16 protein-coding genes and 5 pseudogenes are annotated in these 24,575 nt (G+C 52.5%); 10 read left to right on the top strand and 11 right to left on the bottom strand.

Features of this window, described 5'->3' with window-relative positions:
- Nucleotides 1–74: 74 nt before the first annotated feature.
- A complete protein-coding gene (locus TKWG_RS00100) occupies nt 75–965 on the top strand; it encodes a LysR family transcriptional regulator (protein WP_041709691.1) in 891 nt (296 codons plus the stop codon).
- Nucleotides 966–1,008: 43 nt separating this feature from the next.
- On the opposite strand, the gene TKWG_RS00095 is transcribed toward TKWG_RS00100, so the two are convergent.
- Entirely contained in the window at nt 1,009–1,929 is a 921-nt protein-coding gene (locus TKWG_RS00095) for a LysR family transcriptional regulator (protein ID WP_041708789.1), read from the bottom strand.
- Between the two features lie 166 nt (nt 1,930–2,095).
- Here TKWG_RS00095 and TKWG_RS00090 point away from each other — a divergent pair, with 166 nt between their 5' ends.
- From TKWG_RS00090 to TKWG_RS00080, 3 genes and pseudogenes are all read left to right on the top strand, one after another.
- The gene (locus TKWG_RS00090) at nt 2,096–3,235 is read left to right on the top strand and encodes an iron-containing alcohol dehydrogenase (RefSeq protein ID WP_014748845.1); all 1,140 of its coding nucleotides are present in this window, start codon (nt 2,096–2,098) and stop codon (nt 3,233–3,235) included.
- 341 nt (nt 3,236–3,576) lie between these two features.
- Nucleotides 3,577–4,035 (top strand): cupin domain-containing protein, encoded by a 459-nt coding sequence (locus TKWG_RS00085; protein ID WP_014748844.1) that lies wholly within the window; start codon nt 3,577–3,579, stop codon nt 4,033–4,035.
- Nucleotides 4,036–4,300: 265 nt separating this feature from the next.
- A pseudogene (locus TKWG_RS00080) lies at nt 4,301–5,577 on the top strand (ABC transporter substrate-binding protein).
- A 449-nt stretch (nt 5,578–6,026) separates the two neighbouring features.
- Here the strand turns inward: TKWG_RS00080 and TKWG_RS00075 are convergent.
- Both TKWG_RS00075 and TKWG_RS00070 read right to left on the bottom strand, forming a co-directional pair.
- Nucleotides 6,027–6,554: a LysE family translocator gene (locus tag TKWG_RS00075; RefSeq protein WP_081489175.1), complete on the bottom strand. Its 528-nt coding sequence runs from the start codon at nt 6,552–6,554 to the stop codon at nt 6,027–6,029.
- Nucleotides 6,555–6,668: 114 nt separating this feature from the next.
- Nucleotides 6,669–7,010 carry a winged helix-turn-helix transcriptional regulator gene (locus TKWG_RS00070; protein ID WP_014748842.1) on the bottom strand — a complete coding sequence of 114 codons (342 nt, stop codon included), beginning with the start codon at nt 7,008–7,010 and terminating at the stop codon, nt 6,669–6,671.
- 124 nt (nt 7,011–7,134) lie between these two features.
- On the opposite strand from TKWG_RS00070, the gene TKWG_RS22110 reads away from it, so the two are divergent.
- Complete coding sequence (locus TKWG_RS22110; RefSeq protein ID WP_148274433.1) at nt 7,135–7,542, top strand: GFA family protein; 408 nt, start codon at nt 7,135–7,137, stop codon at nt 7,540–7,542.
- A 62-nt stretch (nt 7,543–7,604) separates the two neighbouring features.
- On the opposite strand, the gene TKWG_RS00060 is transcribed toward TKWG_RS22110, so the two are convergent.
- The 4 genes and pseudogenes from TKWG_RS00060 to TKWG_RS24215 all read right to left on the bottom strand — a co-directional run bounded on the left by TKWG_RS00060 (nt 7,605) and on the right by TKWG_RS24215 (nt 10,100).
- Complete coding sequence (locus TKWG_RS00060; RefSeq protein ID WP_014748840.1) at nt 7,605–7,919, bottom strand: putative quinol monooxygenase; 315 nt, start codon at nt 7,917–7,919, stop codon at nt 7,605–7,607.
- 231 nt (nt 7,920–8,150) lie between these two features.
- Nucleotides 8,151–8,543 carry a sigma-70 family RNA polymerase sigma factor family protein gene (locus tag TKWG_RS23845; protein ID WP_202947748.1) on the bottom strand — a complete coding sequence of 131 codons (393 nt, stop codon included), beginning with the start codon at nt 8,541–8,543 and terminating at the stop codon, nt 8,151–8,153.
- A complete protein-coding gene (locus tag TKWG_RS23840) occupies nt 8,540–9,088 on the bottom strand; it encodes a sigma-70 family RNA polymerase sigma factor (RefSeq protein ID WP_202947747.1) in 549 nt (182 codons plus the stop codon). Before TKWG_RS23840 ends, TKWG_RS23845 begins: the two co-directional genes overlap by 4 nt.
- Before the next feature lie 107 nt (nt 9,089–9,195).
- A pseudogene (locus TKWG_RS24215) lies at nt 9,196–10,100 on the bottom strand (ABC transporter six-transmembrane domain-containing protein).
- A 93-nt stretch (nt 10,101–10,193) separates the two neighbouring features.
- On the opposite strand from TKWG_RS24215, the gene TKWG_RS00045 reads away from it, so the two are divergent.
- On the top strand, nt 10,194–10,793 hold the full coding sequence (locus TKWG_RS00045) for a TetR/AcrR family transcriptional regulator (protein ID WP_014748837.1): 600 nt from the start codon (nt 10,194–10,196) through the stop codon (nt 10,791–10,793).
- Nucleotides 10,794–10,820: 27 nt separating this feature from the next.
- On the opposite strand, the gene TKWG_RS00040 is transcribed toward TKWG_RS00045, so the two are convergent.
- Nucleotides 10,821–11,768: a LysR family transcriptional regulator gene (locus tag TKWG_RS00040; RefSeq protein ID WP_202947745.1), complete on the bottom strand. Its 948-nt coding sequence runs from the start codon at nt 11,766–11,768 to the stop codon at nt 10,821–10,823.
- A 304-nt stretch (nt 11,769–12,072) separates the two neighbouring features.
- Between TKWG_RS00040 and TKWG_RS00035 the strand changes: the two are divergent.
- The 4 genes and pseudogenes from TKWG_RS00035 (at nt 12,073) to TKWG_RS00020 (ending at nt 18,524) form a co-directional block, all read left to right on the top strand.
- Nucleotides 12,073–13,247, top strand: a pseudogene (locus tag TKWG_RS00035) (efflux RND transporter periplasmic adaptor subunit).
- Nucleotides 13,248–13,260: 13 nt separating this feature from the next.
- Nucleotides 13,261–16,435: pseudogene (locus TKWG_RS24210) on the top strand (efflux RND transporter permease subunit).
- A gap of 584 nt (nt 16,436–17,019) precedes the next feature.
- Nucleotides 17,020–17,604 carry a TetR/AcrR family transcriptional regulator gene (locus TKWG_RS00025; RefSeq protein ID WP_014748833.1) on the top strand — a complete coding sequence of 195 codons (585 nt, stop codon included), beginning with the start codon at nt 17,020–17,022 and terminating at the stop codon, nt 17,602–17,604.
- A complete protein-coding gene (locus TKWG_RS00020) occupies nt 17,604–18,524 on the top strand; it encodes a DMT family transporter (protein WP_014748832.1) in 921 nt (306 codons plus the stop codon). Before TKWG_RS00025 ends, TKWG_RS00020 begins: the two co-directional genes overlap by 1 nt.
- Nucleotides 18,525–18,867: 343 nt before the next feature.
- Here TKWG_RS00020 and gyrB read toward each other — a convergent pair.
- From gyrB to dnaA, 3 genes and pseudogenes are all read right to left on the bottom strand, one after another.
- Nucleotides 18,868–21,317 (bottom strand): annotated as a pseudogene (gyrB, locus tag TKWG_RS00015) (DNA topoisomerase (ATP-hydrolyzing) subunit B).
- 178 nt (nt 21,318–21,495) lie between these two features.
- Nucleotides 21,496–22,605: a DNA polymerase III subunit beta gene (gene dnaN, locus TKWG_RS00010; protein ID WP_014748831.1), complete on the bottom strand. Its 1,110-nt coding sequence runs from the start codon at nt 22,603–22,605 to the stop codon at nt 21,496–21,498.
- A gap of 2 nt (nt 22,606–22,607) precedes the next feature.
- Nucleotides 22,608–24,140 (bottom strand): chromosomal replication initiator protein DnaA, encoded by a 1,533-nt coding sequence (dnaA, locus tag TKWG_RS00005; RefSeq protein WP_041708777.1) that lies wholly within the window; start codon nt 24,138–24,140, stop codon nt 22,608–22,610.
- Nucleotides 24,141–24,575 lie beyond the last annotated feature (435 nt).

Here is a 24,575-nt window from a genome sequence, read left to right as displayed (position 1 = left end):
ATTCTGGCATTCCTGCGGCAGATACGGTAGTCTTGCTTTATACGACGCTGTGTCGCAAAATGAGGAACGCAAAAGTGGACATCCAAGAGCTGCGAACATTCGTTGAAGTTGCTGATGCCGGGGGCGTTTCGCCCGCTGCGCGCCGGCTCGGTGTGTCCAAGTCAATTGTCAGCCGGCGGCTCTTGCGGCTTGAGGAGGAACTGGGCGTACTGCTTCTAGCGCGAACTACCCGCGGCGCGGCGCTCACCGAAGCCGGTGCCACCTTCCGGGACTATGCCGCCAGAGCCTGTGCCGAGATCGACGTAGCCCGGGAAACGATCCTGCCTGCCGGCGAGCTATGCGGCCGCTTGCGTGTGGCAGTGCCCATCTCTTTCGGCTCCACGCACCTTGCTCCCGTACTTGCACGCATGGCGCAACTACATCCCCAGCTTCACGTGCATGCATCCTATAGTGATCGCTTTGTCGATCTCATATCAGAGGGTTTTGATTGCGCGATTCGAATTGGTTACCTTCAGGACTCCGAGCTGATCGCAAGACGCATCGGATCAATCTATGGGAAGCTGGTGGCGAGCCCGGACTATATCCAAGCCTACGGCTCCCCTGAAACGCCTGATGACCTGGCCAGCCATCAGGGTCTTATGCAAGGCACGGAAGCCTGGCAGTTTCTGGATGGCGACAAAATCATCACGACTCGTCCGCAAGGGCGCTTCAAGGCAGACAATGCCACCGCATTGGCCGCCGCTGCACTGGCGGGACTGGGAATTGCCTGGATCCCAGATGCCGTCACCCGTGAACACGTGGCCAGCGGCGCGCTGGTGCCGGTCATGACACGTTATCCGCCCCCACCTGCGGCAGCATATGTCATCCGCCCGCCAGGTCGACATCCGGAAAGAAAGGTACGGGTCCTGACCGAATTGCTGATCGCGTGTTTCGAACAGACGCCAAAGCCCGCGTCCCTTGGCTAGCCAAACCCGATGGTATGCTTGTCAAACGTACGAAAGCGCGTGATTATTGAGGCAGCAGACAATTTCTCATTAACTTGGCACCAATAGACAACAGCGCGCCCCGTCGATAAGCCAGCTCATATGGTTCACTGCGTAACGTGAACTCAAACGGCAGTACCCTGACCAGATTATTGCGCGCAAAGAACGAAGCGACATCTGTGGAAGCCAGCGCGACAAAAGACGGATTTCTCATCAATAAAGCTAAAGTTGCAAATGGGGAAGTTGTTTCCAGCAAATTCGCAGGAAATCGAATCCCGGCATTGTAAAACTCACGCTCAAGCAAGAGTCTCATGGGCATATTGGCACGGTACACAATCCATTTACATTGCGCCAGTTCTTCAAGCGTCAAGCGATCACTACGCGCAAACGGATTATCACAATTGGCAATGACACTTAATTCTTCAGACTGCAGATGCTCGCTCTCATAAATGTCCGGCGTTTTGCTGACCGACGTGCGACATATCGCCATATCAAGCCGGCCGGCGTCGATGAGGCTCAGCAGTTCGGCGCTGGTGTCCTCAACAATCTCCACTGACATGCCTGGATGCGTTTGCATGAGATCGGCAACGGCATCGGTAAGTAACGGTATTGCGCCCATGATGCAGCCAACAGCTACCCTGCCGCCGTCCCCTTTCTGAATTGCATCCAGTTCGTTTCGCAAATGACCAAGGTCGGTATAGATCATACGGGCGTACTTCAATACGCATAAGCCCAGATCATTGGCCTGCAGGCCACGGTTGGTTCTATTGAAAAGCGCAGCCCCAAATGTCGTTTCAATTTCATGTAGCGCCTTGCTCGCGCCTGGCTGGCTGATTGCCACCTCATTTGCCGCCCCCAGCAAAGAGCCATGTTCGGAAATGGCGATCAACAAGCGAAGATGCCTGATATGCAGCCTGGATGCAATAGAGGACAAAGTAGGCGTCATGGGTTAGCTAAAAGTTATATTTGTATGAATAATTTTCAATACATCGCATATCAACATCACACATACAATGGCCAAAAAACCTACATAAAACAATGAACAAACGGGGACATGGTCACACAAGCACACTGTCCATATTGATTTTCATTATAACTTTTTATTAATTCAGATGGCACTCATACAATATCTCACTCATATCCAGTTTGACTTCGGCGCTGTGCGTTTATTACAAGCGGAATGCGATCGCATCGGGATCAGGCGCCCGATGGTTGTCACAGACCAGGGCATCCGATCTGCTGGCCTGCTGGAGGTCGCTATGCGCTTTTTGGGTCATGCAGACAAGATACCTGTTTTCGACGAGACCCCTTCCAATCCGAATGAAAAAGCCGTGCGCAAGGCTGTTGCGATTTATATAGAAAATGAATGCGATGGGATCATAGCGATAGGCGGCGGATCTTCAATCGACCTGGCCAAGGGCGTTGCAGTATGCGCAACGCACGAAGGGCCACTTAAGACCTTTGCCGTTATTGAAGGCGGGCTTAGCAAAATCACATCGGCCACAGCCCCTGTAATCGCCATTCCAACCACGGCGGGCACGGGCAGCGAAGTGGGCAGAGGTGCGATTCTGATTCTGGACGATGGCAGAAAAGTGGGGATTATTTCGCCTTTCATTGTTCCCAAGACGGCAATCTGCGACCCGGAACTAACAGTGAAGCTGCCAGTACAACTGACGGCTGCCACCGGCATGGATGCCATTGCACACTGCCTTGAGACGTTTATGTCTCCGCTATTTAATCCGCCTGCTGACGGTATTGCACTGGACGGATTAAACAGAGCGTGGAGCCATATCGAACAAGCAACCAGCAACCCTGAAGATCGGGACGCGCGTCTGAACATGATGAGCGCAAGCATGCAGGGTGCACTGGCGTTTCAAAAAGGCCTGGGCTGTGTCCATAGTCTTAGTCACTCTCTTGGCGGTATCAATCCGCAACTGCACCACGGGACACTGAACGCTATCTTTTTGCCTTCAGTTATCCAATTCAATACACCCGCGACAACAATGGTGCAGGAAAGGAAACTGGATCGAATAGCCGCAGCAATAGGACTGGCAAGCGCAAGCTCGGTGGCCAGTGAGGTTCTGAATTTGACCAAACGGCTTGGCTTGCCTACAACCTTGGCGCAACTTGGGGTGACGCGAGAATTGTTTCCCAACATTATCAATGGCGCGCTTGCCGACCACAGCCATAAAACCAATCCGCGGGAAGCGACCAGAGAAGATTACATGGGAATGCTTGAGGCAGCATTTTAGACACTATGTCGGACTGGGATCAGGGAGAAACAGAAGTGTAATTCCGTAATCACAATTGAAATAATATTAGAGTTTAAGAATTTTTTTTGCAGTTGCGCGAGCTAAATGTCTTAATTGCAAATGCAGACCGGATTTTTCAGCCTGCTTTTCATCTGCTGCCTATAGCGCGCTGCTCAAAAGCTCGCAATTTAACCGTGCAATCCTTTGATGTTTAAAGCTCAGTACCGCTGGCAAAAGAGCCATTTTGTAGGAAAAAAATGGCAACATCGAAAGCAAGGGACGACTTTTACATCAACCTAGTGCAGTGATAACCGTAATTTCCAACTATATTGGAGGCCAATATGACCGAGGATAAACAAAACCATACACAGGATAGTCGTGCTACAGACGATCCGCCGCCACGAATTATGCATATTGATGATATTGAATGGGAGACTATTCGCTGGCCGGGCGAAACCGGAAAAATGCTCAGTCATCCGACCGAAGAAGATCCTACTTTGCCTAACGCCGGTTTACTCCGTCTTGAACCGGGCGCATATCATCCCTGGCATCGTCACGACTTCGCTCAGGTTTGGTATATCCTGGAAGGCGAATTTACCATTGGCGGCGTTAAATGCGGTCCCGGCACCGTACTACAGCATGGGGATCCACACTGTGAACCAGAATTACACACCGAATCTGGCGGACTGATGTTCATAGTCCAGTACCCCGGCCCTACCACTGGTGGAAAAGTAATTTATGACAAACGTTTCAATATGGCGAAACGAAAAACGGTCGAGTCAGAACGTATTGACCTCTAGTATTCAAGAGGCAGTTATCGCGATAGCCCTTACTGCCTCTCAAACGACAACAATAAGATGACCACAATGGGCTAAGCCCGTGTGAGCCATTGCGATAATTTTTATTAGTTTTCATTTTTTACCAATCAGTGCTGATAAGCCGGATAGGGCAGAGACGGACCATGCACCCTCGTGATGGCGTGTCACAAGAATAATTGATCGAAAGTAATCTTCTTATCTTATCTACTTGTGTAGAGAGGCAGATTCAATTGAGTATCCATGAAGAATGCTTCGAATCAATACCTGCCGTTACTTTTCTATAGCCAAAGGAGCGAACATGAATTTTAATTCATACCAATTTACTCGAAAAATCACAACTGTAATTGCCAGCCTAACACTTGTTTTAGTTATGATTCCCGCTAGTGCGCAAGTGTCTGGAGATGTCGTAAAAATCGGCATCCTGAACGACCAATCAGGACTGTATGCAGATTTGTCCGGCACAGGATCCGTGCAAGCAGCTCGCCTTGCAATAGAGGAGTTTGGGGGAAATATTCTTGGCAAGAAAATTGAGCTTGTTTGGGCGGATCACAGGAACAAGGCAGATATAGGGGCAGGTATCGCACGTGCCTGGTTCGATCGGGAAGGAGTAGATGCTATTGCCGATTTTTCAAACTCAAGTGTCGGTTTTGCCGTGCAAGCGTTGGCCAATGAACGAAAAAAAATCACACTGATTGCGGCAGGGTCTTCGGATTTTACCGGAAAAGCCTGCAGTCCATTTTCCACTCAATGGGTCTACAATAGCTATAGCAACGGTTACGGCCTGGCACGCCTGATGAACCGCCGGGGCCTCAATTCCGTTTACTTGCTAACGGTGGACTATGCATTTGGTCATGCTTTTGCCAATGACGTGCGCAAAGCCACTAGCGAAAACGGTGGCAAGGTGCTAGGAGAATTGCGTTTTCCTTTAAACTCGTTCGACCTGAGCTCCTATCTCTTGCAAGCACAAGTCTCCAATGCGAAATTGATCGTTGCTGCGGCTGCCGGCAGCGATATGACATCGATGGTAAAGCAGGCGGCTGAGTTCGGCATCACGCCGAAACAGAGCCTTGCCGCACCCAGTGTATTCATCACTGACGTACATAGCATGGGACTACAAGCCGCTCAAGGACTCCAGTTCATGAGCGCGTTCTATTGGGATCGCACGCCAAAGTCCCGCACTTGGTCGGAAACGTTTTTCAAGCACCAAAAGGCGATGCCAACAATGACGCAGGCGGGTGTCTACTCTTCAGTACTGCACTACTTAAAGGCGGTGGAGGCGCCAAAACAGACGAAGCAGTTGCAGTCGCAGCCAAGATGCGAGAGCTCCCTGTTAACGATATGAATATCGAGAATGGACGTGTTCGAGAAGATGGTCAGGTCATGCATGACATGTATCTGGTCGAAGTTAAAAAACCAGAGGATTCTCAACGCGCATGGGACTATTACAAATTGCTCGCAACAGTCCCTGCCGATGAGGCCTTCCAGCCTATCAGTGATAGCGCTTGTCCTCTCGTAAGAAAATAGCAGAACATTATCCTTAGAGCAGGAAAACGCCCGTTTCTTCAACTATTTGTTCTATCGATCCGCAATAGAAGCAAAATTTGACGGAGGAATGACAGAACGCTTCTTGAAAGCAACTGTGTGGGCGCTACGACCATCGTAGCCGCGCTCAAAGCGATCCGTGTTATTTGGGCTCCACTGAAAAAATGAGCCATGGACAACATCGGTCGCAGTTGCTGGCGCCACTTTTCCAAAAGTGATGCATTGTCTGTATATTTTTTCAACCGTGATGAAATGCATGCACTGCAAGCAACGAGGCCAGCCATTGGTCTTGCAACAGGAAGCTCAGTGAACGCAACGCAATGTCAGCCCTGGGGGCATTCAGCGCAGCCTCGAAAAGCGCTTCCCCCGGGCGCGACAGCCATCGCTCCAGCGCCCCGGATCCAGGTTTAAGAATCCGCAGGCAAACACCATCAGCGGCTTGTTGCCATTCTCACGCCCAGACCAACCAGGGCGGCGCCCATCAGGGCATCGACGGGACGACGGATGCCGGCGTAAATGGATCGGACGCGGCCGATTGAGAATACGGACGCCAACAGGCAAAGCCACAGGCTGGTAATGCTGCCCACCAGCGCAACAACAGCAATATAGATCAGAGGCGGCGCACCAACAGGCAGCAAGGTCACGAACAAGGTAGCAAAAAAGGTAGCCGTTTTGGGGTTGGTAATGCCAACAAGGAAACCGATGCGCCATGACTGCCCCGCTCCCTGCGTGGACACGCCCGCCAGGTTCTGTTGGTCATACTTCCCTTTGAAAACACCAATCAGCATACGACTGCCCAGGTAGACCAGATATATGGCCCCTGCCATGCGGATAGCTTCGTACAGCCAGAATAACTCTTTGATGAGCAGGCCAAATCCAAGAATGGCCAACGTTGCCCAAACAACCACCGCACTGGCGATGCCTAAACCAACGAAAACGCCCGAACGCCGGTTACTCAAGGCATGCGAAGTTACCGCGACAAAATCAGGCCCAGGCTAGCGCATGCCAGCAGAATGATGCCAGAGAGAGTGAGCAATTGCGATAGGTAGTCCATAAGTGTGTAATCCAGGTAGCTACAATAAAATTGATTGTTGCGCTTTCCAGCGCTCATGCTGTTTGCCCCAGTTCGACATTGCCGTTACGGCATCGTTCAGGCTGGCCCCAAGAGGCGTAATCGAGTATTCGACTCGTGGTGGCACTTCCCCATAGTCATGTCGGCTGATCAAACCGTCAGCTTGCATCTGCCGCAATTGCTGTGCGAGGACTTTCTCGCTGATTCCGGGCAGCAACCGCCGCAGTTCGGCGAAGCGATGCGGGCGCAAATGCAAAGGCCACAGCAACGACGTTTTCCACTTCCCGCCAATCGCCTGCAGCGCCGTAGCAAACCCGCAATCATCCGGTGCCGTGCTTCTCATATTGTTGGACTCCTGGCCGTTTTTGGACCCTTACCGCAAGGTGCGTACTTCTCAAACCTGAAGCAATTTTATAACATGGCATTGCGCGCGTCCAAGCAGTAAATCTTACAGCGGCCACGGAGAAATGCGAATGTCTAGTTCAATACACAGAGCGACTTGCTCCTGCAGGAAGGTAGAGCTCATCTGTACCGGTGAACCAAGGCGGGTCTATGCCTGCGCCTGCACCGAGTGCCAGCGCTGCACCGGCACAGCCTTCTCTTACCGTGCGATTTACCCGCAAGCGGCGATCGTGAGCAAAAAAGGCGAAATCAAATCCTGGCGTAGAACCGGGCCATCCGGAGGATGGCTGGAACAGCATTTTTGTACAACTTGCGGGTCCGTCATCTTCATGACCGCCCAGGGGCTCAAGGATGCGATTTCCCTGTCTGTTGGCTGCCTTGAAGAGCCGGGTTTCCCAGCCCCGCAAATGCTGCACTTGCCCCAACGCCGGCATCAGTGGCTTTGTCTGGACGGCATCCCTGAAGCCGGCTGACTTTGTCGTCCGAAATTGCGGGCCGCCAGACGAGCCACTTTCCGCCGGGCGGCTGCCAATAATCAGACCGTGTCTCCCTTGATCCATTGGGGCGTGATTGACCGAAGCTCGCTGGGAGCGGCCAGCAACGCTGCGGTCTCTCGCTGGTAATCCGCAAACCACGGCTGTTTGACAAAATCCGCCGAAGTGGCCTCACCGTCAGATAACTGATAGGCAACGATCACGTCGGGATCGGTGTCGTCGAAGCCATAGACATAATAAATCTGCCCTTTCATTTCTTCCACATAGGCACGGGCATATTTCTCCCAGATAAGCTTTACTTCTTCGCGCTTGCCGGGTTTTGCATGGTGTCGAACATAAAATGCTTTTTTGCTCATGATATTCTCCTGAAACGTTGCAGCGACGCGCTGCAGATATTGGGAACATTCCCATACCCTTATGACGTTTGAACAGAGGCATCTGTGACGCGTTCCGGATTTATTTTGAACAAAACTGCAGCGCTTTCCTGCCAGGCAAAAAAATCCCGGTGCAAGACATGTCTTTACCGGGATAAATGCTCAATAGAATGACACCGACAGGTAGCCCTCTTTATTCAATAGCCTTTGCCTTCAATGCAGTTTAACCGCGTCAAAACCTGCCAGCTTGTCTGGGTTGCGTACAATGAAAATATCCGTAATGTGGTCGGTATGATCGAAAGCGAAAGAAACAATGGCAACGATGCTGTCTTGCTCTCTTAAGACAAGCCCTTTCGATCCGTTCAGTTCGGCCAATTCCCATTGGTAGGCAGGCCACCACCTTAGCAGATAGTCCGTGAGGAACCGTAGTACTGCCTCGCCCTCCAGGATCTCCATCACAGCAGCCGCCTTCCCTCCGCCATCGGCGGTCAGGCGCACGTCGCTCGCCAGCGTCGCGGCCAGAGAGCGAGGATCTCCGGTGCGGATCGCATTTTCGAAAGCAGAGAGAAGTGCTTCCTGCCGTGCCACCGCAGGCCGATACCTCACCTGGTCGTCGCCAATCCGCGATTTGGCCCGCGATACCAACTTGCGACAGGCCGGCTCATTGACCTCGAGCGCCGAGCGACGTCGGCGTAGGACATGTCAAATATCTCGTAGAGCAGGTATGCAGCTCGTTCCTTCGGGGTTAGCCGTTCCAGCATGAGTAAAAAGGCGGTCGATAGTGATGAGGAGAGCTCCATTTGCGCCTCTACACTATTGTCCGTGAACGTGTGAACCGGTTCTGGCAGCCAGTTGCCCACATAATCGACACGGCTGCGATATGAGGCGCGCAGAAGATCGATCGCGCGCCGTGTGCAGGCGGTGGTCAACCAGGCACCCGGAGACTCGATGCCCTCGATATCCAGCGCCTGCCAGCGCAGGAAGGTGTCCTGCACCGCGTCTTCTGCCTCCGCGCGAGAGCCTAGAATCCGGTATGCAATGCCAAGCAGACGCGGGCGCTCCTGCTCAAAAAAGTGCAAATATGTCGTGTCAGGTTCCAACGCCGTGCTTGATCCTGCGTGCAATTGCCCTGGTCGATACCTGGAAACCATGTTCCACTCCCCCCTACAGTAGTAGCAATACCTTATTGACGGTTCATCGCTTGCTATTGTGACAAAATTCCTCAGAAAATATCACCAGCCTGTTACGGGGGCGTAAATCAACGATTGGCATCAAGGCCAGTCTCTGTACTCACTCGCCTACCTATATCTTTAAGTTGCGAATATTTCTCCAGGAGTTTGGGACCATCATCCAGGCTCGTAGCAAACATCCACATATAGGTCATCACCGAATAGATATGTCCGGCGCTGATTTCCTCTGACTGAGTCATCCATGCAATAGTCAAGCTAAAGAGCAAAGCCACAAGCGCGCCGATTGACAAATAACCCAGTGCTTCGCGGTCGGAAAGCCGTATGCGCAATTTTGCCAGGGTCGAGTAATGTCGTTCCAACGATAGCGTTGTCGCCCTGTTTACGAAATCAACCTCTTTTTCCAGACGATTATTGAGCTTGTTAAACAGCACTTCATTTTTTCTTGTATAGCCGGAAAGAAAGCATGCAAGAAACACCAGTATGACCAAACACCCGATACCCGCCCAGAGTTCAATAAGCAGCAACATCACGGCCGCTCCAAGCATGGAGACCAGCGATGTAAAAAGCATAGGCAAGTGCAACTCGAAAAAATCCACAAACTCCCTGGAAAGGCTACTCGCGCAGCAACGGTAGAGTGATTGAGGTTATTTTGACGTTGCGCAAGCACGACCGAGACCGCCAGACCGGCGTATATTCTGGCGAAAGTGCGTGTATCCAGACTGCGGCGCGCAGCACCGAGCAGCCAGATAAATAAAATCATCACACCGTAAAGCACAGCATTCAATGTCTGGCCTGACAGCATGGCATTAATGGCTACTCCGGCTAAAATCGGGTACATCAGATACGTAACGTTCTCTGCAACAACCAGAAAAAACGTAATTGCTAACTTTTTACGATGCCGACTGGCCAGTAACTTCAAGGTATTGGAGGCATTCCCGGTCGCTGATCGCGCCGAGGCAGTTTGGGGATTCATTATGATATTTCTGTTAATATTAAATTGAGCACGCGCTCAATATTGAGATGTATAGTAATTGAGCAATCGCTCAAAGTCAACAGGAATCCAAAATTGAAAGCTAAATCTGAGTTAATGAAAGAAAAGATTCTTAAGGCCGTTATTGACCTGTTTATGGAAAAAGGTATAGAGAAAGTCACTACGCGTGACCTGACAGACCGCTTAGGCGTTGCTCGCAGCCATATTTATCATTATTTTAAAGACTGGCAATCGCTGTCCATTGAAGCAATATCGGGCTTTATGCATGATGAACTGGACGAGTTCCAATCTATCATCGCACCAATGCCCGCGCGCCAAAAACTACAGGAGTTTATTGATGGCATTGTGTCCGAAGCACCGGACCCTACCAGAAAACTTTACAGTTCCTTGTGGCTGCTATCGACCCATAACAAGGCCTACTCAGAGCTGATGGAATCGTTCCTGGACCGCTGGCATCAAGTCCTGACCGATATCATCGTATCTGGAATGAACGAACGCGTGTTCTGCAGCGTTGATGCACAGCGCGTAGCACGCCAATTGGACGCACTTCTATTTGGCTACAGCGAACACCTTTTTACGCTTCCTTCTGAAGGACTGTTAAAAGAGGCGCAAGAAGACATTGACGATTTCATTCAACGAACCCTGCTTGCACGGAGTGAGAAAGAAATCAGTTGATAATTCGATGGGTGCAGTGGTAAGTTTCTAAGCTGCAATCTGCTCCTGTCGGTCCGTCATTTTCTGTGAACTACAGTATCCGCATTTGAACGTGCTCAGAATAAGATCCACAAAACTGCGTACTTTGGGATCCATATACCGGCTTGATGCGAATACGGCGTGAACCGGCGCGGGTGCATCTGCCCAATCAGGAAGTACCCACGACAACGTGCCATCGGTCAGATACGGCTCGGCCATGAAACGAGGCAACTGCGCGATCCCAAGGCCTGCAAGCGCCAGGTTTCTCGCAGAGATCGTACTATTGACCGCACAGCGCGGGGACGCCGTGATCCTCTCTGTGTTTGGTCCATTGACAAGGGTCCAGTTCGAGCGGCCACGCGCCTTCGTCATGATCAGATCGTGATGCTTCAGATCGCTAACGGTGGATAACGCCGGTGCGCGGTTCAGATAATTAGGGGCTGCATACAGCCCGAAAACCATCTCGCCGAGCTTGCGCGCAGAAAGCCCTGAATCGTCGAGCGTACCGACACGAATCGCGATATCAAATCCTTCATGAATGATGTCGACCAGGCGGCTGGTGTATTCCGCCTCCACCGTCACCTTCGGTGACTGCCGCAGAAACGCCGCAATCCATTCGTCCACGACCATCGTCCCGAACTCAGCGCCCGCCGTGATTTTGATCAATCCTTTTGGCTCTCTGGACTGCTGCGCTACCGAAGCCTGGGCTGCCTCAGCGGCAGTCAGGATGCACATGGCGCGTTCGAAATAGTCGCGCCCGACCTCGGTAACGCTAAGACGACGTGTCGATCGGGTAAGAAGCTGCGCGCCGAGTTTTTCTTCCATACGCCGGACGATGCGGCTAACGCGTGCCTTATCCGTGCCAAGTCGATCCGCGGCCGCCGTGAAGGAGCCATCGGTTACAACCGCAGCGAATAATCTCATTTCTGGTAGATCTATTAATGTGCTCGTAGTCATGGTAGGTGGCTTTTAACTGTAGGTATCAACCAACAGATCGGGATGAACCCGACACGCTGGAATGGCTTGATTAATTCGCAGCAATTGTTGTCTTTGCAGTCAACAGTCTATCGCATTCTTCACTATTTATCAATTTTACGGTTAAGACTATATTGTATTTCAAGTGGCATTTGAGCTCGCCAGACCGAAATGAATTCTGCGCTCAGCGCCGAGCGACACGCGGCTTTGCCGTTGTGATCCACGTCCCCCGTTTTAATTTTTCCTTTCATTTTCAACAGAAGCACCTTCAATGTATTCCTTCATTATGTCTTACCGTAAGCGGCCAATATTGGCCGCCTGGGTTGTCAGTGCCATGACCGTTATGATGTTGACTGGCTGCAGTGACCAGCCCAAAACGGCGTCCATGCCACCTCCCTCAGTCAGCGTCGCCCAAGTAGCACTGCAAGAGGTCAGACTGTGGACGACTACAACGGCCGTATTAATGCGGTTGAAACCGTTAAACTGCGCCCGCGCGTCTCCGGCTACATTGAGCGCGTCGCCTACACCGAAGGTAGCCAGGTGCACAAGGGCGATGTGCTGTTCGTCATCGATGCGCGCAGCTACCGCACTGTCCTGGCACAGGCCCAAGCCCAACTGGCGCGCGCCCGCGCTCGTGCCAGCCAAAGTGCCAGCGAAGCCAAGCGGGCGCAGATGCTGGTCGCTCAGCGGGCCGTGTCCACCGAGATGTACGAACAACGACGCACTGCCGCCGCAGTCGCACAAACGGATGCGCAGGCGGCGCAGGCTGCCGTGAATGCCGCACTTCTGGACGTTGAGTGGACACAAGTGCGCGCACCGATTTCGGGCCTTGCAGGCAGGGCCGAAGTCACAGCCGGCAATCTGGTTAGCGCCGACGATGCAGGCAGTGTACTGACCACGCTGGTCTCGCAGGAAAAGGTATACGTGTATTTCAACGCCGATGAAAGTGCGTTCCTGCGTTATGCGCAAATGGCGCGCAACGGTCGGCGTGGTAGCGATCTGGACGGCAAATTGCCCGTACAGGTCGGCTTATCGGACGAAGATGGATTCCCGCATCGCGGTACCGTAGACTTTCTTGACAACCAGATCGACAGCAATACCGGCACTATTCGTATGCGTGCCGTACTGGACAACAAAGACGGGGCTCTCACTCCCGGCCTGTTTGCACGCGTGCGCCTGCTCGGTAGCGGGCAGTTCGATGCGCTGCTGATCAACGACAAGGCGGTGTTGACCGACCAGGATCGCAAATACGTGTGGGTTGTTGATGAGAACGGTAAGGCCCAGCGCCACGACGTCAAGCTTGGCCGCAAGGCCAACGGCCTGCGCATTGTCGAAAGCGGCCTCGCCCCTGGCGACAAGGTGATCATCGACGGCGTGGATAAAGTGTACATGCCGGGCCTTCCGGTTGCTGCGAAAGCCGTGCCGATGCAGCCGATCGCAGCGAACATAGCGAATAACTGAGGAAATCGGCGCCATGGATTTTTCAAAGTTTTTCATCAACCGCCCGATCTTCGCTGCGGTCCTGTCTATCGTGATTTTCGCCGCCGGCCTGATTACGATCCCGATCCTGCCGGCTGACGAATACCCTAACGTCGTGCCACCGTCAGTGGTGGTGCGCACCGTGTATCCGGGCGCCAACCCCAAGGTCATTGCCGAAACCGTGTCCGCCCCCCTGGAAGAAGCGATCAACGGCGTGGAAGGCATGATGTACTCGAAGTCGGTCGCCGGCTCTGATGGCGTGCTGCAGATGACTGTGACGTTTCGCCTGGCACTAATGCCGACGATGCCACCGTGCGTGTGCAAAACCGCGTTGCCCAGGCGCAAGCGCGTCTGCCCGAAGACGTGCGCCGCCAGGGCGTGACCGTACAAAAGCAGTCACCGACATTCCTGATGGTTGTTAATCTCGTCTCGCCGGATGACCGCTACGATTCGCAGTATCTACGCAATTACGCGCGCTTGCATGTCAAGGACACGCTTGCACGGATTCCCGGTGTCGGCGACGTCGGGGTGTTTGGCGGCGGCGACTACGCGATGCGAGCCTGGCTCGATCCTGGAAAGATTGCCGCCCGCAACCTGACCGCAAGCGACGTCGTCACGGCAATGCGCGAGCAGAACGTGCAAGTGTCAGCTGGCCAGATTGGCGCCGAACCGATGCCCAATAGTCAATTTCTGAGCTTGATTAATGCGAAGGGACGATTGAGCACCATCGAGGAATTCGGCGATATCGTGCTCAAGAGCGGTCGCGACGGCCAGATTGTGCGCCTGCGCGATGTGGCTCGTCTGGAGCTTGGCGCAAACGACTATAGCTTGCGCGCACAATTGGACGGCAAGAACACCGTGGCGTTGCCAATATTCCAGACACCCGGCGCCAATGTGCTGGACATCCGAAACCAGGTGATTACCACGATGGATGAGATCCAGAAGGGATTCCCACCCGGCGTCAGCTATGAGTCGGTGTATGACACCACCATCTTTGTGCGCGACTCGATCAAGGCAGTCGTCAGCACGCTGCTGGAGGCAGTACTGCTGGTCGTGTTGGTGGTCATCCTGTTCCTGCAGACCTGGCGCGCCTCGATCATCCCGTTGGTTGCGGTGCCGGTGTCGGTCGTTGGCACCTTCGCGGGGCTGTACCTGCTGGGCTTCTCGATCAACACCCTGAGCCTGTTCGGACTGGTGCTCGCGATCGGCATCGTGGTCGACGACGCCATCGTCGTGGTCGAGAACGTCGAGCGCAACATAGAGCAAGGGCTGACCCCGATGGCCGCCGCGCATCAGGCGATGACGGAGGTTTCCGGTCCGATCGTCGCCATTGCACTGGTGCTGTGCGCGGTATTCGTGCCCATGGCGTTCCTCTCGGGGGTGACCGGCGAGTTCTACAAGCAGTTCGCCACCACCATCGCCATCTCCACGTTGATCTCGGCGGTCAACTCCCTGACCCTGTCTCCTGCCCTGGCTGCGCTGTTGCTCAAGCCGCACGATGCCCCAAAAGATGCCCCGTCGCGCGTGATCGACCGCTTGTTCGGCTGGCTATTTCGTCCGTTCAACCGGTTCTTCCAAAAGAGTGCTGCTCAATATCAGGCGCTGTATCTCGCGTGCTGGGCAGGCGCGGCGCGGTATTCCTGGTGTATGCGTTGTTGTTGCTCGGTACCGGCGTGATGTTCAAGGCGGTACCAGGCGGCTTCGTACCCGACCAGGACAAAGGCTATCTTGTCACCGGTGTCATCCTGCCAGCAGGCGCATCGCTCGAACGCACCGACGCGCTGCTCAGAAAGGTTGTCGACATCGCCATGAACACAGAGGGCGTGGCGCATACGGTGACATTTCCGGGCTTGAACCCATTGCAGAACACGAATTCACCGAATACGGGAGCGACTTTCCCTGTCCTGAAGCCGTTTTCTGAACGCAAACGCAGTGCCGCGCAAATCAATGCTGAAATCAACCAGAAGATTTCTGCATTGCAGGAAGGCGTCACGTTCTCAATCTTGCCACCGCCGATCCTGGGGCTTGGCAATGGCGCAGGCTATTCCTTGTACGTTGAAGACCGCGCAGGCATGGGATACGGCGCCCTGCAAAACGTCATGGGGGCGCTGCAAGGCGCGATTTCGCAGACGCCTGGCATGACCTATCCGGCTAGCAGCTATCGGGCCAACGTGCCACAGTTTGATGCTGAAGTGGATCGCGTCAAGGCCAAGGCGCAGGGTGTGCCATTGACCAGCGTATTCGACACCTTACAGACCTATCTCGGGTCGGCCTACGTCAATGATTTCAACCAGTTCGGCCGCACCTGGCAGGTAATCGCACAGGCTGACGCCGAGTTCCGCGACGATATTGAAGATATCGCCAATCTGCGCACCCGCAATGACCGCGGCGAGATGGTGCCGATTGGTAGCGTGGTGAAGATCAAACAGACCTTCGGACCCGATCCGGTGCTGCGCTTCAATGGCTATCCGGCCGCCGACCTGGCCGGTGGCGCTGATCCGCGCGTGTTGTCTTCGAATGAGGTGATGGGCAAAATCGCCGAATTGGCGCAAAAGGTGCTGCCGCCTGGCATGCAAATCGAATGGACGGATCTTAGCTACCAACAGGCCACGCAAGGCAAGGCGGCATTAGTGGTATTCCCGGTCGCCGTGCTGCTGGTGTTCCTGGTGCTTGCCGCGTTATACGAGAGTTGGACGCTACCGCTGGCCGTGATCCTGATCGTGCCAATGTGTCTGTTGTCCGCGCTGTTCGGCGTGTGGCTGACCGGTGGCGACAACAATGTATTCGTACAGGTCGGCCTGGTTGTGCTGATAGGCCTGGCATGCAAGAATGCGATCCTGATCGTTGAGTTTGCTCGTGAGCTGGAAATGCAGGGCAGAGGTATCATCGAGGCGGCGCTGGAGGCCTGCCACCTGCGGCTGCGTCCGATAGTCATGACCTCCATTGCCTTCATCGCTGGCACCGTTCCATTGCTGTTCTCCCACGGTGCCGGCGCAGAAATTCGCGCAGCGACTGGCGTCACGGTGTTCGCCGGCATGTTGGGTGTCACGTTGTTCGGCCTGTTTCTGACCCCCGTGTTCTACGTCGCCTTGCGTAAACTGTCCGGACGCAAGCTGGTCCAACATGGCGCATCAACCTTTGCCAATGATCCAACATGCGATAAAGGATAATCCGATATGAAGGTTTATATAGATGCTGCGCCCGAGGGTTCGCTTTGATCGCCTGCATATCAAACAGGTTTTAGGCGGTACTGCGAACGCCACCAGAAATGCTGCTGCACATACCCTAGTAAAAATGTTGCGAATCCTTGAAAGGAAAGATACCCTGCGCGCAAATAAAAACAGGCTCCGATAAAACTTCGGAGCCTGTTTGGCAATCTGTATCGCTACAAATTTTTTTCACTAATTATGAGAATCGATTTTCATTAATTGTGAGAATTTTTCGCTAATTATGAGAACCTACACACCTACTGTCGAGTCTCACAATTGGTGAAAATAGTTTGCTTGATTTTAAAGGCTTTTTTCATTAATTGTGAGACAGGCACTTTTCAAAATCTCATAATTAATGAAAATTTCCGGAGTTGGTCTCACAAATAATGCAAATATTTTAGAACCAAAAAGACATCACTTTTTGTATGCTCTGGGTCTATATTTAATGCATTGAAATATCCCAATTCTCTATGGAATATTAAAATTGATATTCAAAAGCCGCATTAGTATGTATACTAGTCTAACTACTAATGCAAACACCTACTATGACTCAAGATAAAGATTCTCAGAGAAGCGCGAAGGCACGATTGCTCGAAGCAGCTTCTATTCTTTTCTATAACGATGGACTCGCGGCTTCTGGCATCGATCATATTGTAGAAAGAGCAGGTGTTGCCAAAAAGAGTCTCTACAACAATTTTTCATCGAAAGCTGAGTTAATCGCAACTTACATTGAAGCTAGGCATGCGGAGTGGTTGGAGCTGTATCAGTTGCGCCTTATAAAGGCCGATACGGTTCAGGACAAAATAATCAGTGTTTTTTTGGCTTACCAAGATCATGCCGAGTTCGCATATGAGAAAGGTTTCCGTGGATGTGGTTTGTTAAATGCCGCTGCGGAGCTACCTGTGGGAGCTCCAGGGCGAGAGGCTGTTCGGAGGCATAAAGAGCAGGTTGAAGAGATTTTAAAATCGCATTTGATTGTCTATTTCCAAGGAAATGCGGAGCAAGCCACGCAGTTGGCTACACATTTTTCGTTTCTACTTGAAGGCTCTATTTCTAGAGCTGGGCTTGAGGGTAACAGTATGCGCTTAACCCAAGCCATACAAATAGCAATTACGATGTTGAAGTCATAATGAGTTTTCATGCTAACAATAGTGCCTTGGGCATAGTGGGTGTTTTGATTGCTGCTTTCCTGTGGGGAACAACGGGAACGGCAGCATCGTTTGCACCAAATGTGAGTCCTGCTGCGATAGGCTCTGTTGCAATGGGTATTGGAGGGTTGCTGCAAGCGGCCATCGCCTATCGCGCAATAGAAAAAAGTCGTGCACGGTTGCTTGAACAATGGCGGCTTTTGATTTTCGGTGCGCTAGCAGTTGCGATATACCCACTCGCCTTCTACGCTTCGATGCGGTTTGCTGGTGTAACGATAGGAACGGTAATCACAATTGGTTCTGCCCCTCTTTTATCCGCCCTCATTGAAAACCGTATGGATGGTTTACGTCTATCTAAACGATGGATATCTGGGGCTGCGTTGGGTTTGGCTGGGATGTTACTTATTTGCTTCGCGAAGGCAAAGGGGCATGGTGAAGTAGACCCTTCATCTTTAGGAATACTAGGCGTTTTGCTCGGCCTGGTTGCAGGATTTACTTATGCTCTTTACTCATGGACCGCGTGGCGTATGATGCAAACTGGGATTTCATCACAAGCTGCCATGGGTTCAACATTTGGTATTGGCGGTATTTTGCTTATGCCAGTATTACTGATAACAGGGGCGCCACTTTTGGAATCCGTCGAGAATTTTGCTGTCGGTGCCTATATGGCAACAGTGCCTATGTTCATCGGATATGTATGTTTCGGGTACGGCTTAGCCCGCATACCTGCCAGTACCGCGACCACAATAACCTTGATAGAGCCTGCGGTGGCAGCAATGCTAGCGGTATTCATTGTTGGTGAACGTCTGGCTGTTATGGGATGGATAGGGGTAATTTTAGTTATCGGCTGTTTATTCGTAATTACATTACCTATAAAAACTACTAAGACCTTTGCCACTTGACAATACCTAAATGCCGTAACTGCGAAGCGCCTACGGAACAAAAATCTAAGAAGTCGTACATATGACTACATTGATGAAAAAAATGTGGGCATAATCCAACGTAAAGTCGCTACTCAAATTACGATACGGCTTATATCGATAAGCACGTGAGTCAACCACCTGACCGTTTTCGCCTCAAATAAACTCGCAAACGTTAAAGATAATAAAACAATAGGCAAATATTTCTAAGATATTTGCCTATTGTTTTATTAAATGCTCTAGTGTCCGAATATTCTCACTAATTGTGAGATTCCAATTGCATCAATTGTGAGACGATTTCACTAATTGTGAGACTCGACAACACCTACACATCCAGATTCCCCGCCATCAATGCATTGCGCTCAATAAACGCGCGGCGTGGTTCGACTTGGTCGCCCATGAGTGTAGTGAACATTTCATCAGCGGCAATCGCGTCTTCAATCTGTACGCGCAACAGGCGGCGTACATTTGGATCCATGGTCGTTTCCCACAGCTGGCCGGGATTCATCTCACCCAGACCTTTATAGCGTTGCTTGCTGACCACGCGATCGGCTTCGCTGCGCAGCCACTGGATGGCCTCGCGGAAGTCACTCACATACTGTTCCTTGCGCTTATCGCCTTCCCCACGGTAGACGCGTGCGCCTTTGTCGATAAGGCCGTTGAAGGTATGTGCTGCACGTGACATGACGCCGTAATCGGTGCCTTCAACAAAGCGGCTGTCAAATATGGTCACCTTGATATTGCCGTGATGCATACGACGCAACACAAGGCGGTACTTCTCGGTTTCCTGATCAAACTCTGCGGTGACACTAACCGCTTGTGGATGTATTGGATCGTGCAGGGCGGCCTGCATCTGTTCGGCAGATGCCTTGGCAGACGCATCGTCGTCCAGATTAATCACCACGCCTTCGGCAATGGCAGACAAGGCTTCCACGTCCATGATTTTGGACAAGCGGTGAATCACGCTATCGGAAATCACATACTGGCGAGCCAGCTCTGCCAGGGCGTCACCTGTAATCACATCCGCGCCGCCCTGAGGCTCCAGCCCGGCGTCTTTGAGCGCGACCTGCATCATGAACTGGGCCTCTTCAGCCTGGTCCTTCAGATAGCGTTCTTCACGGCCCCATTTGACCCGGTAAAGCGGCGGCTGGGCAATATAAACGTAGCCACGCTCAACCAGCTCCGGCATCTGGCGATACAACAGCGTGAGCAACAGTGTACGAATGTGCGCGCCGTCAACGTCGGCATCGGTCATGATAATGATGCGGTGATAGCGCAGTTTTTCCACATTGAAATCCGGCCCAATGCTGGTACCCAATGCAGTAATCAGGGTTGTGATCTGCTCGCTGGCAATCAGTTTGTCAAAGCGCGCTTTTTCCACGTTCAGCACTTTGCCGCGCAGTGGCAGAATAGCCTGAAACTTGCGATCGCGCCCTGTTTGGCAGAACCGCCCGCAGAGTCGCCCTCCACAATATAGATTTCAGATTTTGCAGGATCTTTTTCCTGGCAATCGGCCAGTTTACCAGGCAGGCCAGCACCCTCGAGTACGCTTTTGCGTCGAGTCATCTCGCGTGCGCGGCGCGCGGCCTCGCGAGCCCGTGCTGCGTCCACGATTTTGGCGCAAATGGCTTTTGCATCGGTGGGGTTTTCAAGCAGCCAGGTTTCCAGCGTGCGGGCCACGGCCTCTTCCACCGCCGGACGCACTTCACTGGAGACCAGCTTTTCCTTGGTCTGAGAGCTGAACTTGGGCTCGGGCACCTTGACCGACAGCACGCAACTCAAGCCTTCGCGCATATCGTCGCCGGTGGTGTCAACCTTGGCTTTCTTGGCCATTTCGTTGTCGCCGATGTACTTGTTGATGACACGTGTCATCGCAGCACGCAAACCGGTCAGGTGAGTACCGCCATCGCGCTGTGGAATGTTATTGGTAAAGCACAAAACACTTTCACCATAACTGTCATTCCACTGCATGGCCACATCAACGGTAATCGGCGGGCCATCGCCGTTAGACTCTGTGGATACGGCAAACACATTAGGATGCAGAACCGTTTTTGTGCGATTGATGTATTCAACAAACCCTTTTACGCCGCCAGAGAATGCAAAGTTCTCTTCCTTGCCCTGGCGTTCATCAACCAGACGCACCTTCACGCCATTGTTCAGGAACGATAATTCACGCAGTCGCTTGGACAGGATCTCGTAATGGTACTCAATGTTCTCGAAAATCTGACCATCGGCCAGATAGCGCACTTCGGTGCCGGTTTTATCGGTCGAGCCAACGACCTTGAGCGGCTCTACACGCTCACCGCGACGGAACTCCATGTTATGGACCTGACCATTGCGACGAATAGTCAGACGCAGCCATTCGGACAATGCGTTTACGCAGGATACACCCACGCCATGCAGGCCGCCCGACACTTTATAGGAGTTCTGATCGAACTTGCCGCCGGCGTGCAGTTCTGTCATCACGATTTCAGCCGCGCTGCGGTGGAACTCGTCACCCTTGTGTATGTCAGTTGGAATACCACGACCGTTATCGGTCACGGAAATGGAATTGTCGGTGTGAATGGTCACCACGATATCATCGCAATATCCCGCCAGCGCTTCGTCGATCGCGTTGTCCACCACTTCGAAAATCATGTGGTGCAGACCGGTGCCATCCGATGTATCGCCAATGTACATGCCGGGGCGCTTGCGCACGGCCTCCAGGCCCTTGAGCATTCTGATGGAATCGGCGCCGTATTCGTTTTGCTGAACTGGCTGGGTATTTTCTGACATAGTTTTGGTAACTCTTCTATTAATTAACTGCTTTGGCGGGAGCAACTGCCTGAACGCAGCAGCAATATTTCAACTGAAATTAAAAATAATTTGCCGGCACGTGTCGCGGTTGCACCCCGCTGTGAACAATAACCGGCCATCCCTTTGCAGGGCAAAGATTGGGCCGGCTGTCACGATTTTAGATACGCATTGGCATGACAACGTATTTGAAGTGCTTTTCATCGGGCAGGGTAATCAGCGCCGAGGCGTTGACATCAGGCTTGACCGACCAGATTACTTCGTCTGTTTTCGCCATGGAAAGCACGTCCTGCAGATAGGTCACATTAAAGCCAACGCTAAGCGGCTCAAAGCTGTAATCAATCTCGATTTCGTCCTGGGCATTTTCCTGATCTGCATTGATATATTTCATTTGCAGCAGATTGTTTTCCAGATTCAGCTTGATGCCTTTGAGCTTATCGGTCATCAGAATGGATGCAATGTGCAAACTGCTTTGCAGCGCTTCGCGGTTAACGTTGAAATGACGTGTGTAATCAGTAGGGATAACACGTTTGAAATCGGGGAACTTGCCTTCGACAAGCTTGGAAATCAATTCAATGTCACCGAAAGTGAAACGGATCTGACTAGCCGACACATCAATATTGACGGGCTCGTCGCTATCGTCCAGCAGACGCTGCACTTCAAGAACGGTTTTGCGCGGCAGGATAACTTCGCTGGAAGACTGAATGCCTTCAATATCTTCAGCGGCATGGGCCAGACGGTGACCGTCAGTGGCTACGGCGCGCACCATGCCAGGCTCGAACACCATGAGCGTACCATTCAGGTAATAACGGATGTCCTGCTGCGCCATGGAAAAGTGCACCATGCCGAACAGCTTGCGCAATGCCTTTTGCGGCATTGTGAAAGACACGTTCCAGCTCTCGGGTACAGATACGGTCGGGTACTCGGACCCGCTCAGGGTTTGCAGCTCCAGCCGGCTTCGACCAGACTGAATACCCAGTTTGCCGTCCTGCAGCTTGAGTTTGACTTCATTGGCCGCGGGCAGTGCGCGTACAAAGTCAAGCAGCTTGCGTGCGGCAACCGTTGTAGACTCCACATCGTCACCCACGCCGAAGTCGGCATGCGTGGTGATCTGGACCTCTAGGTCAGTTGCCACAAACGCAATTTTATTCCCCTCTTTACGCAACAGAATATTTGCCAGGATCGGCATCGTGTGCCGGCGCTCTACAATCCCGGCGACCGTTTGCAGCGGTTTGAGCAGCGCATCGCGATTCGCTTGTAACAGTTGCATGATTATCCTTTTAAGGTTTGTTCCAATACGTGTAACTGGTGATTCAACTCGGCGTTCTTGGCACGCTGTTCCGTAATCTTGCGAACTGCATGCAGCACCGTTGTGTGATCTCTGCCGCCGAACGAATCTCCAATTTCCGGCAGGCTTTTCTGCGTTAATTCCTTGGCCAGGTACATGGCAATCTGCCGAGCCATGGCAATATTAGCCGGTCGACGTTTCGAGTACATTTCCTGGACCTTCAGCTTGTAAAAGTCGGCCACCGTTTTCTGGATGTTCTCGATGGTAATCTGGCCGATTGATACCGACAGCAGATCCTTGAGCGCTTCCTTGCAAAATTCGACCGTAATAATTTTCACGCCATGAAAGCCGGCGTATGCCGACACCCGGGACAACGCGCCCTCCAGCTCCCGGACATTACTGCGCAAATGCTTTGCTATGAAAAACGCCGCTTCTTCCTTCAGGACAATGGAGGTTTTCTCTTCGGCCTTGCGCAACAGGATGGCTACCCGCATTTCCAGCTCGGGCGGCTCGATCTGGACCGTGAGGCCCGAATCAAAACGCGACGTGAGCCGGCTGTTGATGTCCTGCAATTCGCGCGGATAAGTATCGGAAGTAATCACGATTTGCCGGCCGCGCTGCACCATGGTTTCGTAGAGCAGAAAGAACTCTTCCTGCGTACGCTCTTTCTTGCGAAAAAACTGGATGTCATCGATCAGCAGCAGGTCCAGCGAATGATAATACCGTTTCAAATCGTCAAAAGTATTGGTCTGGAACGATTTGACCATGTCGGAATAATACTGGTCTGCATGGATATAACGAACGCGGCTGACCTTGCCGGCCTTAAATAGCGCGTTACCGATGGCGTGCATCAGGTGCGTCTTGCCCAGACCGGTGCTGCCATACAGAAAAAACGGGTTATACGAAGAGACGCCGGGGTTTTCAACAATTTGCGCAGAAGCGGCATTGGCGAGCTGGTTGGATTTACCAATGACCAGGCTTTCGAACGTCAGGTTCGCATTCATATGCGAGCGTTTGTATACGTGGTCTTCAGGCGCCTGTCCGACGGTTTCGATAATGACCACAGGCTCTTTGCCTGTTGCTGCCGGCTCAACCGCCGTTGTCGTGCGGGTTGCCGCATGCAGGGCTGCGCTGGCGCCATGGCCATTGAGCGGGGCGGCCGCGCCGTTGGTGTATTCACGGGGCGCCGGAGTGCCAGTCGCTGGACCAGCAGGCATGCCAGCAGGCGGCGCTACCGCCGGGCCATGCACCTGGGAGACGTGGTGGTCGCGCCGTGCGACCTGGAAGATGACCCGGATACCAGGCCGATTGAACCAGTTGCTGGCCAGTTCCTGGATGCGCTGGGTATAGTTGGTGCGCGCCCAGTTCTGTTTGATGGCGTTTGGCGCGGACACGCGAACTTCGCCCAGTTCTTCATCAAAACTGAGAAAAGACAAGGGGTGCACCCATGCCTTCATCTGTTCGGGGGGGAGTTCCTGGGCCAGGGAATGCACGCAGGATTGCCAAAACTCTTGCATATCGACGTCAATCTGAAAACATCCTATTTTACCCTGATTCGGACAAAGTTATCCACAGGCAGCCCGGCTGTTTCAAAGTTTCCACAGCAACCGGCGCTTTCCCGCAAAAAACGTCGTAAATTCAGACAATAACGCATCATTTGTGGCAATCTTCCATTATCTAACCGCCATTTTTTGCAGATCGAGGCGCCCCGCCAGCAGACACCTGACAACACAAAGGCAAATATTATTGGAAAACCCACCTAAACCATTGACTATTCACAAAAAATTTGATGAAATATAAGGCTTTACAAAATTGCGATACGTGCCTGATGTTTAGCGGACGGCATAGTTGATGCGTGATGAACGCATTTTTCAGCCGCTGCCTTCTAGTATCTTTTAAGATTTCAGGCACTGCGATACGTAAAACCGCTGGAAAAGACTCTGGGGCCGGTT

This window comes from Advenella kashmirensis WT001, from assembly GCF_000219915.2.
Lineage (GTDB): Bacteria > Pseudomonadota > Gammaproteobacteria > Burkholderiales > Burkholderiaceae_B > Advenella > Advenella kashmirensis.
Note: the sequence above shows the minus strand (reverse complement) of the source record. Positions and strands in the feature narration are given on the sequence as shown.

Bases quoted from the DNA above. Each gene is read 5' to 3' on its own strand.
- TKWG_RS00085 (WP_014748844.1), top strand. From the start codon at position 3,577: ATGACCGAGGATAAACAAAACCATACACAGGATAGTCGTGCTACAGAC.
- TKWG_RS00020 (WP_014748832.1), top strand. From the start codon at position 17,604: ATGAGTTTTCATGCTAACAATAGTGCCTTGGGCATAGTGGGTGTTTTG.
- TKWG_RS00095 (WP_041708789.1), bottom strand. From the start codon at position 1,929: ATGACGCCTACTTTGTCCTCTATTGCATCCAGGCTGCATATCAGGCAT.
- TKWG_RS00070 (WP_014748842.1), bottom strand. From the start codon at position 7,010: ATGAGAAGCACGGCACCGGATGATTGCGGGTTTGCTACGGCGCTGCAG.
- TKWG_RS00090 (WP_014748845.1), top strand. From the start codon at position 2,096: ATGGCACTCATACAATATCTCACTCATATCCAGTTTGACTTCGGCGCT.
- dnaA (WP_041708777.1), bottom strand. From the start codon at position 24,140: ATGCAAGAGTTTTGGCAATCCTGCGTGCATTCCCTGGCCCAGGAACTC.
- TKWG_RS22110 (WP_148274433.1), top strand. From the start codon at position 7,135: ATGCGAATGTCTAGTTCAATACACAGAGCGACTTGCTCCTGCAGGAAG.
- TKWG_RS00060 (WP_014748840.1), bottom strand. From the start codon at position 7,919: ATGAGCAAAAAAGCATTTTATGTTCGACACCATGCAAAACCCGGCAAG.
- TKWG_RS23840 (WP_202947747.1), bottom strand. From the start codon at position 9,088: ATGGTTTCCAGGTATCGACCAGGGCAATTGCACGCAGGATCAAGCACG.
- dnaN (WP_014748831.1), bottom strand. From the start codon at position 22,605: ATGCAACTGTTACAAGCGAATCGCGATGCGCTGCTCAAACCGCTGCAA.
- TKWG_RS00040 (WP_202947745.1), bottom strand. From the start codon at position 11,768: ATGACTACGAGCACATTAATAGATCTACCAGAAATGAGATTATTCGCT.
- TKWG_RS00025 (WP_014748833.1), top strand. From the start codon at position 17,020: ATGACTCAAGATAAAGATTCTCAGAGAAGCGCGAAGGCACGATTGCTC.